The following is a 13,621-nucleotide window of genomic DNA, read 5'->3' as shown; positions in this document are numbered from 1 at the left end:
GCTTGATTTGTCTCCTCACAACCCGCCCGGCGGTCCTGAACCAGAGCCCGGAACCGCGTCGAGTGGCGAGAATGTATTGCCCCGCCACGGTGCATGACACTGGGGTTAGCCCGGGTTCGCTGGCCGCGAAAGGTGCAGCTGCGCACCAAAACTGTGCGCAACCGACGGCGCGTCCGCGCTGCAAGAATCGCTGCATGAGCCCGTCGATCCGCCTGCTGCTGCCGTTGTCGCTGACCCTGCTGACCGCTTGCGGCGGCGGTGGCGGTGGCGCGGGAGGGGGCGATAGCGGCGGCGGTGGCATAGGGCAGACCTTGACACTTACCCTGCCGGGCAACGGCCTGGCGCCGGCCGACCTGGCGGTCGTCGTCGCCGAGGGCGATGCGCTCAGCGAGGCCGTCGGCGCCGCCTATCTCGCGGCGCGCGGCGTGCCGGCGGCGAACCTGATCCGCGTACGGGTTAACACGGCCCAGGACGCGATCTCAGCGGCCGACTTTGCGTTGTTGAAATCCGACATCGACGCCAAGTTGCCGGCAGGCATCCAGGCCACGCTGCTGACCTGGGCCGCGCCCAGCCGGGTCAGCGGGGCCTGCAGCATGGGCATCACCAGCGCGATGGCCCTGGGTTTCGACGCGCGTTATTGCAACCCCAGCCCATCGACCGACGCCTGCAAGAGCACGGCCGCCTCACCGCTCTACGACAGCGAAGCGCGCCGGCCGCAGGCTGACGTGCAGATACGCCCCTCGATGCTGCTGGGCGCCCGCACGCTGGCGGCCGCCCAGGCGTTGATCAACCGCGGCGTCGCCGCCGACGCCACCCGGCCGGCCGGCGAGGGCTGGCTGGTGCGCACGACCGACAGCGACCGCAGCGTGCGCTGGAACGATTTCGCTCCCTTGCCCGCGGCCTGGAGCGGCGCCTTGGCGCTGAACTATGTCGACAACAGTGCCGGCCCGGCCAGTGCCAACGCGCTGTCGGGCAAGAGCGGCCTGCTCTTCTATCTGACGGGGCTGACCAGCGTTGCCAATCTGTCGACGCTGCAATTTCGACCCGGCGCGCTGGCCGATTCGCTGACCTCCACCGGCGGCCTGCTGCCTTCGGGTGCTGGCCAGATGCCCATCACCGCCTGGCTGGATGCCGGCGTCACGGCCAGCTACGGCACCGTCGAGGAGCCCTGCAATCTGCAGCAGAAGTTCCCGCGTGCTTCGGTCCTCATCGACCAGTACTGGCGTGGCGCGACGGCCATCGAGGCCTACTGGAAGGCCGTGCAGTGGCCGGGGCAGGGGCTGTTTGTCGGCGAACCGCTGGCCCAGCCCTTCCGTGACACACCCAGCTTCGCCATCGTCTCCGGCGAATACCAGATCAAGACGCGCAGTCTGCGGCCTGGCTCGCGCTACAGCCTGGAATACCGCATCGGCGCGGCTGGCGCCTGGGCCGCGCTGGCCGAGTTCACCGGCGTGCTTGCCCAGGCCCTCGACGCTCGCGCGCCCCTGCCGCCCGCGGCGGCCACCCAGATCCGCTGGGTCGGGCCCTGCCCCGACAACCCGGCCAATCGCTGCGCCCTGGCGGTTTCGGCCTAGGGTTTGCGCTCGCTCGAATGCGGGGTGCGCCGGCCCGCGATGGGGCTTTCTGCCATGGACACTCACGGCGGGCCGCCTCTATCGTGGCGCCCCGCGAGGCAGCTGATCCTTCAGCGTCATCGCGACAGAGCCCCAAGGTGGGCTGGCGCTGGGGAGGCGCGCACGGCAAGCAGGACGGACAGCCCGATGGCTGCCCGCGGCGTGGATGCACCCCCGGCTGGATTGCAAGAGCTGGGGACTGTGATGAAAAGAATCGATCGCGTGGCACCGCAAGCCATGGCCCGACGTCTGCGGGCTGCGGGCTGGATGCTGAGCCTCTGTGCCGGCCTGACGCTGACCGCCTGTGGAGGCGGTGGTGGTGGCGGCGGTTCCGACCCCACCCCGACGCCACCGATCACCCCTCCCGCCATCGTGGCGCCCAGCATCGGCACCCAGCCCCTGGACGCCAAGGTCAACGACGGTGCCACCACCACCTTCAGCGTCACGGCCAGTGGCTCCAGCCTGAGCTACCAGTGGCAGCGCGATGGCAAGGCCATCACCGGCGCCACCGGAGCCAGCTACACCACGCCGGTGCTGCACATGGCCGACAACGACGCCAAATACGTCGTGGTGGTCAGCGGCCCCAATGCCTCGGTGATGAGCAGCGTCGTCACGCTGACGGTCTCGCCCATCGCCTTGAACCTCACCGCCCAGCCCCAGGCCCAGACGGCCAAGGATGGCGACGTGGTTTCCTTCGACGTGACCGCCACCGGCAGCGAGCCCATCCAGTACCAGTGGCAGCGCAATGGCGTCGTCATCGCGGGCGCGGACAAGGCCACCTACACCACCGCGGCCCTGGCGCTGGCCGACAACGCTGCGGTCTTCAAGGTCGTGGTCACCAACCCGGCCGGCACGGTCAACAGCCAGGAAGCCAAGCTCACCGTGACCGCGGTCGCGCCGCGCATCGTCACGGCGCCGGAGTCGGTCACGACCAGCGACGGCGCCTCCGTCACCTTCAAGGTCACGGCCGCCGGCAGCGCGCCGCTGGCCTACCAGTGGCTGCGCAACGGCAACACCATCTTGGGTGCCACCGAGGCCAGCTACATCACCACCCTGGCCCTTGCCAGCAGCGGCGACCGCTTCACCGTGCGCGTCGGCAACGGCGCCGGCTACGCGCTCAGCGAGGCGGCCGTCGCCACTGTGAACGCCGCGGCCCCGGCCATCACCCTGCACCCGTCAGATGCCTCCCTGCTCTTCAACGGTGAAGGCGTCACCTTCCGCGTTGCCGCCACCGGCACCCCGCCGCTGCGCTACCAATGGCAGCAAAGCCAGGACGAGGGCCTGAGCTGGAGCGACATCCCCGGCGCCACCTCGCCCAGCTACTCGATCGGCAGCGTCACGCTGGCCGATACGCATACCCGTCTGCGTGCGGCCGTCAGCAATGCGGCTGCCACGCTGAACAGCAACGCCGCTCGGTTGGAAGTGACGCCCTTGGTGCGCCTCCTGGCCGGCAACACCGGTGGCAGCGGCTATGCCGACGGCAAGGGCAACCTGGCGCGCTTCAACTGGGCTGGGGGCATCAGCGCCGACCCCAGCGGCAATGTCTATGTGATCGACAACAACAACAGCGTGATCCGGCGCGTCAGCCCCGACGGCACCGTCAAGCTGTTTGGTGGCCAACCCAAGAACCCTTCCCGCGTCGATGGCCCCCTGGTGGATGCGCGCTTCTACTACCCGCAGCAAGTCGCGGTGGACCGGGCCGGAACCGTCTATGTGGCCGAGTATTGCAACATCCGCCGCATTGCCGCGGGTGTGGTGTCCGGCTTCCTGGGCACTGACGGCTGCAACACCCGGGATGGCGCGCTCAGCCAGGCGAGCGTGAGCGGGGTCATGGGCATGGCTGTTGACGCCGACGGCACGCTCTATTTTTCCGAGCGCAACAACTCCAACGGCCAGCTGGTGCGCAAGATCACGTCGGCGGGCGTGGTGAGCACGCTGGCGGGCAGCCCCACCGAAAGCGGCAAGACCGATGGCACAGGCAGTGCTGCGCGCTTTTCCAACATCGGCAAGCTGGCGGTCGACGCCAACAAGAACGTCTTTGTGGCCGACGGCACCGCCATTCGCCAGATCTCGCCGTCCGGGGAAGTCAGCTACTACGCCGGTGCGCCCGACAGCTATGGCCAGACCGAGGGCTACCGCACCTCGGCCCGCCTCGGCTACATCACGGGCCTGGCCTTTGACGGGCGCGGCAATCTCTTCGTTGCCGACAACCAGCGCATTGCGCGCATCTCCACCATCGGCAATGTCGTGACCGCCGTCGGCAGCGGGAATTCCAACGACGGCTATCCGACCAGCGTCGATGGCCCAGGCGCCACCGCGTCGGCCGGCAACCCGACGGTGCTGGCCAGCCTTCCCAACGGCGGTCTCGCCTTCTTCGACAACTCGGCCTACGCTGTGCGCACCCTGACGGTGGACGCCACGGTGACGACGCTGGCGGGCGGCGGGCGCTCGGGTGGCTTTGCTGACGGGGTCGGCACTGCGGCCCGATTTGCCTCCTATGCCGGCCACCCGAGCGCGCTGATCCTCGCCCCGAACGGCACGCTGACCCTCGCGGACACCACGAATCGCCGCATCCGGCGCTTCTCCCTGGACAGCCGGCTGCTGGACACCCTGGCCGGTACCTCGAACTATGGCGGCGACGACGGCCCGGCCAGCCTGGCCACCTTCGCCCATCCCATCGGCCTGGCCTACGACGCGGCGGGCAATCTCTATGTCTCGGATGGCGGCCAGATCCGCCGCATCAGCGCCAGCGGCACGGTGACCACCATCGCCGGCAGGACCTGGGATTGGGGCTGCGTGGATGGCGTCGGCGCTGCCGCGCGCTTCAGCGCGCCTGCCGGCATGGTGGTGGACAGCAAGGGCAATCTCATCGTCGCTGAACAAGGCTACTACGTGCTGCGGCGCGTCACGCCCGACGGGACGGTGACCACCATTGCCGGCAAATCAGGCGAAAGCGGCTATGTGAACGGCGTGGGCAGCGACGCCCGTCTCGGCGCCGTGAGGTATCTGGCCATCGACAAGGCGGACAACGTCTATTTCACCGACGGCTACCAGTCCATCCGCAAGCTGGCGCCCAACGGCGAGGTCAGCACGGCGGCGGGCGCTCCCTACTCTTCGGCCCTCATCGACGACATCGGCGCCTTCGCCCGCTTCAACAACCCCAGTGGCCTGGCCTTCGACGCCCGCGGCAACCTCTATGTGGCCGACACGGGCAACAACGCCATCCGTCGCATCACCCCCAGCGGCCAGGTCAGCACCGTGATCGCCAGCAACAGCCTGGTGTCTGTCCTGCAGCCGGGCCCGGGCGGCAACATCAACCAGCCCACGGCCATCACCGTCACGCCGGCCGGCCGGCTGGTCTTCCTCAGCGAAGGCGCCATCGTCGGGGACTGACGAGGTGCCCCATGGGGGAGGCTCTTTACATGCCTCCCCTGAGAATGCGGGTCGGTCAAATCCCGATTGCCCGACGGCGCCTGCCGTTGAACAGTCGCCCTCCCGCTGTACCCTGCCCGACCATGTCCCGCACTTTTTCCGCCCGCGCCCGCGGCTTCACCCTGCTTGAACTGCTGGTCGTCATGGTCATCATCGGCCTGCTGGCCGGGTACGTCGGGCCTAAGTTCTTCGGCCAGATCGGCAAGAGCGAGGTCAAGGCGACCCGTGCCCAGATCGATGCGCTGACCAAGTCGCTGGACCAGTACCGCCTGGATGTCGGCCGCTATCCCAGCACCGAGCAGGGCCTGGCCGTGCTGGTCACCAAGCCCGCCGACGAGCCGAAATGGGCCGGGCCCTATCTGTCCAAGGCCGTGCCCAAGGACCCCTGGGGCAATGAATACCAATACCGCAGCCCCGGCGAGCATGGCGAATACGACCTGCTGAGCTTCGGCAAGGACGGCCGCCCCGGCGGTGAGGGTGAGGACGCCGACCTCACCTCTTGGTGATCCTCGCCGTGCCCCAGTTCCAGACCCGCGTCCTGCGCGCGGGCGCCGTCAGCACCGAGCGGGTCGAAGCGCCCGACCGCGCCGCCGTCGCCGCCGTGCTCGGTGTGCCGCCCCAGCACGTGCTGGAGGTGCAGGAGGTCGCTGCCGCTTCTGAGAGCGCCCAGCCCTGGCGCCGCAACAGCAAATTCCCGCTGCAGCTCTTCAGCCAGGAACTGGCCGTGCTGCTGGACGCCGGCATCGCCCTGCTCGAAGCCCTGAGCACGCTGCGCGAGAAGGAAGGCCAGCCCGGCGTGCGTGCCGCGCTGGATGCCGTCACCAGCCAGATCGAGCAGGGCCAGCCCCTGTCCATCGCGCTGCGCCAGCAGCCGCAGGCCTTCGACGAGCTGATCTGCGCCATCGTCGCCGCCAACGAGAAGACCGGCCAGCTGTCCACGGCCCTGGCCCAGCATGCGCGCTACCTGGCCTGGGTCGATGCGCTGCGCTCGCGCCTCGTCGCGGCCCTGGTCTATCCGCTGATGCTGCTCGGTGTCGGTTCCCTCGTCATCCTTTTCCTGCTGCTCTACGTGCTGCCGCGCTTTGCCGGCATCCTGGAGCAGACCAGTGCCGACCTGCCCTGGGCCTCGCGGGTGCTGATCGAGTTCGGCCAGACGGCCGGCGCGCATCCCGGCCTGGTCATCGGTGGCATCGCAGCCGTGGGCTTTGCGATCTTCACGCTGCTGCGCCAGCCCATCGTGCGCCAACGCGCGCAAGCCGCGCTGTGGACGCTGCCGGGCCTGGGCCCGCGACTGCGCGTGCTGGCGCTGGCGCGGCTCTATCGCTCGCTGGCCATGCTGCTGGCCTCGGGCGTGCCCGCGCTGCCGGCCTTGAAGATCGTCGTCGACGTCGTTGCCGCGCCCTGGCGCGCCGCCGTGCAGGCCGCCGCCGCGCAGATCGAGCGTGGCGAGCGCCTGTCCGCCGCCTTCGACGCGCAAGACCTGGCCACGCCGGTTGCGCGTCGCATGCTGCGCGTGGGCGAGCGCAGCGGCGAGGTCGCCGCCATGCTGGAACGCGCCGCCGCCTTCCACGACGAAGAGGCCGCACGCCTGACCGACCTGTTGTCCCGCCTGGTGAACCCGGCGCTGATGTTGATCATGGGCGTGCTGATCGGGGGCATCATTGTCTTGATGTACCTGCCCATCTTCCAGCTGGTGGAGCAGGTGCAATGAGCACGTCGCTGAACGACTGGCTGCCGGCCGAGCAAGGCCCCTGGCATCTCGATTTCGAGCAGTGGCCCCAAGCCCAGGCTCAGCGCTGGCGTGCCGTGCTGGCTGTCGGTGCCGACAACCGCCGCGTGCTGCTGGCCGAGCGCGACGAGGACGTGATGCTGCTGCAGAGCGTCGAGTCGCGCCTGAGCGCGCCGGTGGGTTGGCAGCGTGCATCGACCGAGGCGGTGACCCATTTCCTCGGCGCTGGCGAGGCCGACTTCCGCGCGCTGTCGGATGTCGAAGACGCGCTGACCACCATTGAGGACCACACCGAGGAGCTGTCGGCCCTGGCGCTGTCCGAGCAGGCCAGCCCCGTTGTGCGCCTGCTCAACGCCACCATCTACGACGCGCTGCAGGACACCGCCTCCGACATCCACATCGAATGCACGGCCCGTGGCGCGATGATTCGCTTCCGCGTCGACGGCGTCATGGCCGTGGTGCGCCAGGTCGAGAGCCCGCAGGTGGCCGAGCAACTCGTGTCGCGCCTCAAGGTCATGGCCGAGCTCGACATCGGCGAACGCCGCCTGCCGCAGGACGGTCGCTTCAAGCTGCGCGTGCAGGGCCGCGAGATCGACTTCCGCCTCAGCGTCATGCCCAGCGTGTTTGGCGAGGACGCCGTCATCCGTATCCTGGATCGCGCGGCCATCGCCCGCGCCGGCTCGTTGACGCTCGATTCCCTCGGCTTTGGCGACGACGAGCGCGCCGCCATCCGCCACCAGGCCCGCCAGCCCCACGGCATGCTGCTCGTCACCGGCCCCACCGGCTCCGGCAAGACGACGACGCTGTACGCGACGCTGGCCGAGATCCACACCGGCGCCGACAAGATCATCACCATCGAGGACCCGGTCGAGTACCAGCTCAGCGGCGTCGTGCAGATCCCCGTCAACGAGAAGAAGGGTCTGACCTTCTCGCGCGGCCTGCGCTCCATCCTGCGCCACGACCCGGACCGCGTCATGGTGGGCGAGATCCGCGACGCCGAGACCGCGCAGATCGCCGTGCAGGCCGCGCTGACGGGCCATCTGGTCTTCAGCACGGTGCATGCGAACAACGCGTTCGACGTCATCGGCCGCTTCATGCACATGGGCCTGGACCTTTACAACGTCGTGTCGGCCCTGAACGCCGTGCTGGCCCAGCGCCTGGTGCGGCTGACGTGCAAGCACTGCGCGCAGCCGTTCACACCTGATGCCGCCACCCTCACAAGACACGGCGTCATCAACGGCAACTTCCTGAAGGGCGAGGGCTGCGGCCATTGCCGCGGCACAGGCTACAAGGGCCGTCGCGCGGTGGCCGAACTGCTGAAGCTCGACGATGGCCTGCGCGACCTCATCGCCGCACGCGCGCCGATGTCCGAAATCAAGGCCGCGGCCAAGGCGCGTGGCATGAAGTCGCTGCGCGAGATGGCCCTGGCGGCCGTCTGCCGTGGCGACACCACCTTCGAGGAGCTGGAACGTGTCACCCTCGATGAGTGAGCGCCTGCGCCAGCAGATCGCCGCGAAGCTGGCCAAGCCGCGGCGCCTCTTCGTCACGCCCGGCGGCGACGAGTTCGCCGCCTGGTGCCGCGACATGCCAGGCACGGCCGTCGAACTGGTCGTCAGCGCCCGCGCCCTGCATGAACTGGTCACCGAGCCGGGGCTGCCGCTGGCCGACCTGGATGCCGTGCAGTCCTACGCCCAGCAGCAGTTCGCCCACTATTTCGGCGGCGCCGCGCAGCGCTTCGCCATCGCGCCCTGGCGCCTCGGCGAAGCGGCGGGCGCGTCGGCGCTGCATGGCCTGGACCTGGCCGCGCTGCGCAGCCAGGCGGATGCCGCCCGCGTGCGCCTCGCCGCCGTGCGTCCGGCCTGGGCCGCATGGCTGGCCTCGCTGCCCGCCGCAACGCGCGCCGGCTCGGGCCGCGCGGTCTGGCATGAAGGCGACGTTGCCGTCGTCATCCAGCTCGACCGTGGCCGCGTGACGGGCCTGCAGTCGCGCCGCGTGCAGAGCCTGGCCGATCTCGGTGGCGACCCACCGCTCGCCGTCGGCACGTCTGCCGCCGAACTGATCCCTCAGCCCGGCCCCGCGACGCCGCAACCCGACTTCCTGCCGCGCTCGGGACGTTCGCCGCTGGCCTGGCCGCTGGCCGCCACCGGTGCCCTCGTGCTGGCCACGGCCGCCTGGAGCGCCGTCGACAGCCGTCGCACGCTGGATGCCGCCCAGGCCGCACGCGACCGCGTCGCCACGCTGCGCCCGGCCGCGGCGCCCAAGCCGGCTGCGCGCGGCCGTGCCGAACCGGCCGAGAACCGTTCGGCCAATGAGGCCCGTGCGCTGCTGGCCATGCCCTGGGAGCCGCTGCTGACGCGCGTCGAGACCGCCGGTGCCGACGCCAAGACCATCGCCTGGCTGGGCCTGGACGCCAGCGCCGGCCGCGGTGAGCTGCGCCTGGAAGGCCTGACGCCCGACAAGCTGCTGGCCCTGCAGCTGGCCGAACAGCTCGGCACGACGCCGGGCTGGAGCCAGGTCGTGCTGTCGCGCTTCTCGGCCGCCGAAACCGGCCTGGTCGGCCAGCGCTTCGAGATCAATGCCCGTGTGGCGACGCGAGGGGGCTCGTGAAACGCCAGGCCCTCATCAAGGCGATGTTCAGAAAGTTAGGCTGGCCCGGCCTCGCCGGTCTTGCCGCGCTGGCGCTCGCCGTGGCGGCCGTCGTGCTGGGCCAGCGCTGGGACGCCCAGGCCGTCAGGCTGCAGGCCGAGGCCCGCGACTTGCGCGCCAAGGCCAGGCCCGCCGCCGCCGCGACGGCCGTGCCGATCAGCGTGCAGCAATGGCAGGCCACGCTGCCGGCGTCGGGCAGCCGCCAGCAGCGCCTGGCCGATCTGCTGGAGCTCAGCATCCGCCTCGACCTCGTCGGCGCACGCACCGAACACCGGCTGTCCAGCACCGAGGGCCTGGAGAGGCTGCGTGTGACCATGCCCGTCACCGGCAGCTATGCGCAGCTGCGCCGCTTCATAGCCGCCGCGCTGGAACACGACCCGGCACTGAGCCTGGACGCGATCAAGCTGCGCCGCGTCAGCCCCTTGAGCGCCGACGTCGATGCCGAGCTGCAATGGTCGCTGCACGGGAGGGCCGCGCCATGAAGCCGACGTCCCGTCAACTCGTTCTCGCCGGCGCCCTGGTTGCGACGCTGGCTGCCACCGCCTGGGTCGCGACGCGCCCTGACGAAGAGGTCACGACCCCCGTCGCCGCGCCGGCACGCCGCCCCGCCCCTGTCGCAGCGCCCACCACCGTCGCCCCCGCGCCAGTGGACGGTGCGCGCCAGCCTTGGGCCGAGGTGGCCGCCGCCCAATTGGCCGCCTGGCAACCCCCGCCACCACCACCCCCGCCCCCCGCGCCGCCGCCGATCGCTGCCGCCCCGCCGCCCCCGCCCGTCGCGCCGCCGGCGCCCTACCAGATGATCGGCCGCGTCATTGAAGGCGAGGGCGCCAAGGCCGTCGAGGTTGCCCTGCTGACCGGCCCGAACAAGGCGCTGAGCGCCAAGCGCGGCGACGTCATCGACGGCCAATGGCGCGTCGAGCAGGTCACCGACAGTGGCGTGCGCCTGACCTGGCTGCCCGGCCAGCTTCCCCAGAACATCGTCTTCAGGCCCATCCCATGAAGAAGCTCCTTCTCATCTTCGCCGTCGCGCTGCTGACGGCCTGCGCCAACCCGGCGCTGCGCCAGGCCGAGGACCTCGGCCGCGGCAACCAGTGGCCCGCGGCCCTGCGCGTGCTCGACGACGCCCTCGCCAAGGACCCGACCGACCCGCAGCTGCGCGCCGCCCAGGTGCGCGCCCGCGAGCAGGCCTCGGCGCGGCTCATCTTGCAGATCGAGGCGCTGCGCGGCGCCGGGCGTTGGGACGAAGCCTCGGCGCTGCTGAGCCAACTGGCCCAGGCCGACGCCCGCCATCCGCGCCTGGCCGCGTTGACCACCGAAGTGGAGCGCAGCCGCCGTCAGGACGCCCAGCTGGCCACCGGCCGTGCCGCGTTGAAGGAGGGCCGCCTGGAGCGCGCGGAAGCCGTGGCTCGCGAGATCCTGGCCGAATCGCCCCAGCACCCCGGCGCCCGCCTGCTGGCCAGCCAGGTCGCCCAGGCGCGGCCGCTGGAGGCGGCGGTCGGCGAACTCGGCCCGGCCTTCCAGAAGCCGGTCACGCTGGAATTCCGCGAGGCGCCGCTGCGCCAGGTCTTCGAGGCGCTGGCCCGCTCCAGCGGCGTCAATTTCGTCTTCGACAAGGACGTGCGCTCCGATGCCCGTGTGACCGTCTTCCTGCGCAACGTGACGATGGATGAGGCCATGCGCGTCATCCTCGGCACCCAGCAGCTGGACCGCAAGCTGCTCAACGAGACCTCGGTGCTGATCTTCCCGAACACGGCCGCCAAGCAGCGCGAGCACCAGGAGCTGATCACCCGCACCCTCTACCTGACCAATGCCGACGTGAAGCAGGTGCAGGCCATGGTGCGCACCATCGCCAAGGTGCGCGACATCCACATCGACGAGCGCCTGAACCTGCTCATCGTGCGCGACACGCCCGAGGTGCTGCGCCTGGTGGAAAAGCTCATCGCCTCGGTCGACCTGCCCGAGCCCGAGGTCATGCTCGAGGTCGAGGTCATGGAGCTGGCCACCGACCAGGTCGACACACTGGGCCTGCAGTGGCCCGAGGAGATGCAGCTGGGCATCAGTGACGCGGCGGGCGCCATTCCCTCGCGCGTCTTCATCGGCGGCAAGAACCCGATCAACTTCCGCGCCAGCATCGCCAACCCGACCATCATCGCCACGCTGCGTGGCACGGCCGGCAACTCCAACATCCTGGCCAATCCCAAGATCCGCGTGCGCAATCGCGACAAGGCCAAGGTCCACATCGGACAGAAGCTGCCGGTGTTCACGACGACGACCAACTTCACCGGCTCCACGTCGGTCGCGGCCTCGGTCAGCTATCTCGACGTCGGCCTCAAGCTCGACGTCGAGCCCACCATCCAGCTCGACAACGACGTCGTCATCAAGATCGGCCTGGAGGTCAGCAACCTGATCCGCCAGGTCACCGGCCCCGGCGGCACGACGGCCTACGAGATCGGCACGCGCAACACCTCCACCGTGCTGCGCCTGGCCGACGGCGAGACCCAGGTGCTGGCCGGCCTCATCAACGACGAGGATCGCAAGAGCGGCTCCGGCATCCCGGGGCTGTCGCGCATCCCCGTGCTGGGTCGCCTGTTCGGCACCCAGACCGACACGCGCGCCAAGACCGAGGTCGTGCTGCTGATCACGCCGCGGGTCGTGCGCAACCTGGCCGTGCCGGATGCGTCCCTCACGCGACTGGCCAGCGGCACGGACGCCAGCCCCGGCGCCTTCAGCAGCCTGCTGCGCCGCGAGGCCAGGGTCGGCGTGGCGCCGAGCAGCGGCACGGCCGCGCCCGCGGCCCAGTTCCAGCCTGCCGCCGCGCCCACCGAGGCGACGCTGAAGCTGGACGTCACGCCGCAGATCCCGCCCGGCGGCACCGTCTCCGTCGCGCTGAAGAACGAAAGCGGCCTGCAGATCAAGGGCGAGCTGGAGTACGACCCCGCCAAGCTCACGCCGGCCCAGCCCCTGCAGGGTGTCACGCCCGGGCGCTATCCGGTCGAGCTGGCGCCGCGCGGCGACCGTGTCGTCGCCTTCCGCGCGCTGCCGCCGGCGGCAGGGCAGGTGCTCAATATCGGCGTCAGTTCGTTGGTGGCCAATGGCTTGAATGGCGAGTCCGCGCCGGTGCGCCTGGAAGGCTCTGGGCTCCTGACCGTAGAAGCGGTGAAGTAGGTAGCGCCGATGCGAGCTCGTGGCTTCACGCTCATCGAGATGCTGGTTGTGCTGGTCATGCTGGGCGTGCTCGCGTCCGCCGCGCGGCCGCTGCTCGAGCTGTCGGTGCAGCGTGGCCGCGAGCACGAGCTGCGCCAGGCCCTGCGCACGCTGCGCGAGGCCCTGGATGCCTACAAGCATGCCGTCGAGACCGGCAGCATCGTGCAGAGCCCCGAGGACAGCGGCTACCCGCCGAAGCTGGCCTTGCTCGTCGACGGCGTGCCCGATGTGAAGTCGCCGAATGGCCGCAAGATCTATTTCCTGCGCCGCCTGCCGCGCGACCCCTTCGCGCCGGCCGAGATGAGTGCCGCCGAGACCTGGGGCCTGCGTGCCTACGAGAGCGCCCCCGACGACCCGCGAGCCGGCAAGGACGTGTTCGACGTCTACTCGCGCTCGGAGCGCAAGGCGTTGGATGGTTCGCGATTGAAGGAATGGTGATGAAGCAGCGGATGTCAGCCCCCCGCTCGCGAGTACGCGATCGGCCTTGCAGGCCGCGTGGCGCCCCAGGGCGCCACTCTTCGGCAGCCAGAAACCGCCCACTGGGCGCTTTCTGCGCGGCCTCAGCCCCCGAGGGGGCGCGAGCCGGCAGTGTTGGTTTCACGGCGGCCCGGCGCCCGGCTCATCGCGGCTTCACCCTCATCGAGCTCATCGTCGTGATGGCCATCGTGGCCCTGCTCGCCTCCATCGCCGCGCCGCGCTATTTCGCCTCGCTGCACAAGAGCAAGGAGACAGCCCTGCTGCAATCGTTGACGACGATGCGCGACGCCATCGACCAGTACGCCGCTGACAAAGGCCGTTATCCCGAGTCGCTGCAGGAGCTGGCCGCGGCGCGCTATGTCCGTGACATTCCCGAGGACCCGCTGACCGCCAGCCGTGAGACCTGGGTGGAGTTGCCGCCGCCCACCGAAATGCAGGCCAGCGGTCGGCTCTGGGACGTGCGCAGCGGCGCCGCCGGGCGCAGCGCCGATGGCCGTCTGTATGCGGACTGGTAGCCGGC

General features: G+C 70.3%; 11 protein-coding genes. All 11 read left to right on the top strand.

Annotation, left to right across the window (positions count from 1 at the left end):
• Nucleotides 1-194: 194 nt before the first annotated feature.
• Nucleotides 195-1,574 carry a TIGR03790 family protein gene (locus AC1DW3_RS23380; protein WP_477935392.1) on the top strand — a complete coding sequence of 460 codons (1,380 nt, stop codon included), beginning with the start codon at nucleotides 195-197 and terminating at the stop codon, nucleotides 1,572-1,574.
• 276 nt (nucleotides 1,575-1,850) lie between these two features.
• Nucleotides 1,851-5,006 carry an NHL domain-containing protein gene (locus tag AC1DW3_RS23375; protein ID WP_477935390.1) on the top strand — a complete coding sequence of 1,052 codons (3,156 nt, stop codon included), beginning with the start codon at nucleotides 1,851-1,853 and terminating at the stop codon, nucleotides 5,004-5,006.
• Nucleotides 5,007-5,128: 122 nt separating this feature from the next.
• The gene (gspG, locus tag AC1DW3_RS23370; protein WP_477935388.1) at nucleotides 5,129-5,551 is read left to right on the top strand and encodes a type II secretion system major pseudopilin GspG; all 423 of its coding nucleotides are present in this window, start codon (nucleotides 5,129-5,131) and stop codon (nucleotides 5,549-5,551) included.
• Nucleotides 5,548-6,756 carry a type II secretion system F family protein gene (locus AC1DW3_RS23365; RefSeq protein WP_477935452.1) on the top strand — a complete coding sequence of 403 codons (1,209 nt, stop codon included), beginning with the start codon at nucleotides 5,548-5,550 and terminating at the stop codon, nucleotides 6,754-6,756. The genes gspG and AC1DW3_RS23365 overlap by 4 nt, the downstream gene beginning before the upstream one ends.
• A complete protein-coding gene (locus tag AC1DW3_RS23360) occupies nucleotides 6,753-8,264 on the top strand; it encodes a GspE/PulE family protein (protein ID WP_477935386.1) in 1,512 nt (503 codons plus the stop codon). The genes AC1DW3_RS23365 and AC1DW3_RS23360 overlap by 4 nt, the downstream gene beginning before the upstream one ends.
• On the top strand, nucleotides 8,257-9,381 hold the full coding sequence (locus tag AC1DW3_RS23355) for a hypothetical protein (RefSeq protein WP_477935384.1): 1,125 nt from the start codon (nucleotides 8,257-8,259) through the stop codon (nucleotides 9,379-9,381). The genes AC1DW3_RS23360 and AC1DW3_RS23355 overlap by 8 nt, the downstream gene beginning before the upstream one ends.
• Nucleotides 9,378-9,902 carry a hypothetical protein gene (locus AC1DW3_RS23350; protein ID WP_477935383.1) on the top strand — a complete coding sequence of 175 codons (525 nt, stop codon included), beginning with the start codon at nucleotides 9,378-9,380 and terminating at the stop codon, nucleotides 9,900-9,902. Before AC1DW3_RS23355 ends, AC1DW3_RS23350 begins: the two co-directional genes overlap by 4 nt.
• Nucleotides 9,899-10,420, top strand: a complete 522-nt coding sequence (locus AC1DW3_RS23345; protein ID WP_477935381.1) for a hypothetical protein — start codon at nucleotides 9,899-9,901, stop codon at nucleotides 10,418-10,420. The genes AC1DW3_RS23350 and AC1DW3_RS23345 overlap by 4 nt, the downstream gene beginning before the upstream one ends.
• Entirely contained in the window at nucleotides 10,417-12,585 is a 2,169-nt protein-coding gene (locus tag AC1DW3_RS23340; protein WP_477935379.1) for a secretin N-terminal domain-containing protein, read from the top strand. Before AC1DW3_RS23345 ends, AC1DW3_RS23340 begins: the two co-directional genes overlap by 4 nt.
• Nucleotides 12,586-12,594: 9 nt before the next feature.
• Entirely contained in the window at nucleotides 12,595-13,062 is a 468-nt protein-coding gene (locus AC1DW3_RS23335; protein WP_477935377.1) for a type II secretion system protein, read from the top strand.
• The gene (locus AC1DW3_RS23330; protein WP_477935375.1) at nucleotides 13,056-13,616 is read left to right on the top strand and encodes a type II secretion system protein; all 561 of its coding nucleotides are present in this window, start codon (nucleotides 13,056-13,058) and stop codon (nucleotides 13,614-13,616) included. The genes AC1DW3_RS23335 and AC1DW3_RS23330 overlap by 7 nt, the downstream gene beginning before the upstream one ends.
• The last annotated feature ends 5 nt before the right edge of the window (nucleotides 13,617-13,621 follow it).

The sequence above is a fragment of the Roseateles sp. P2_H4 genome (assembly GCF_056403315.1).
This window is presented reverse-complemented; position numbering and strand designations above follow the sequence as displayed.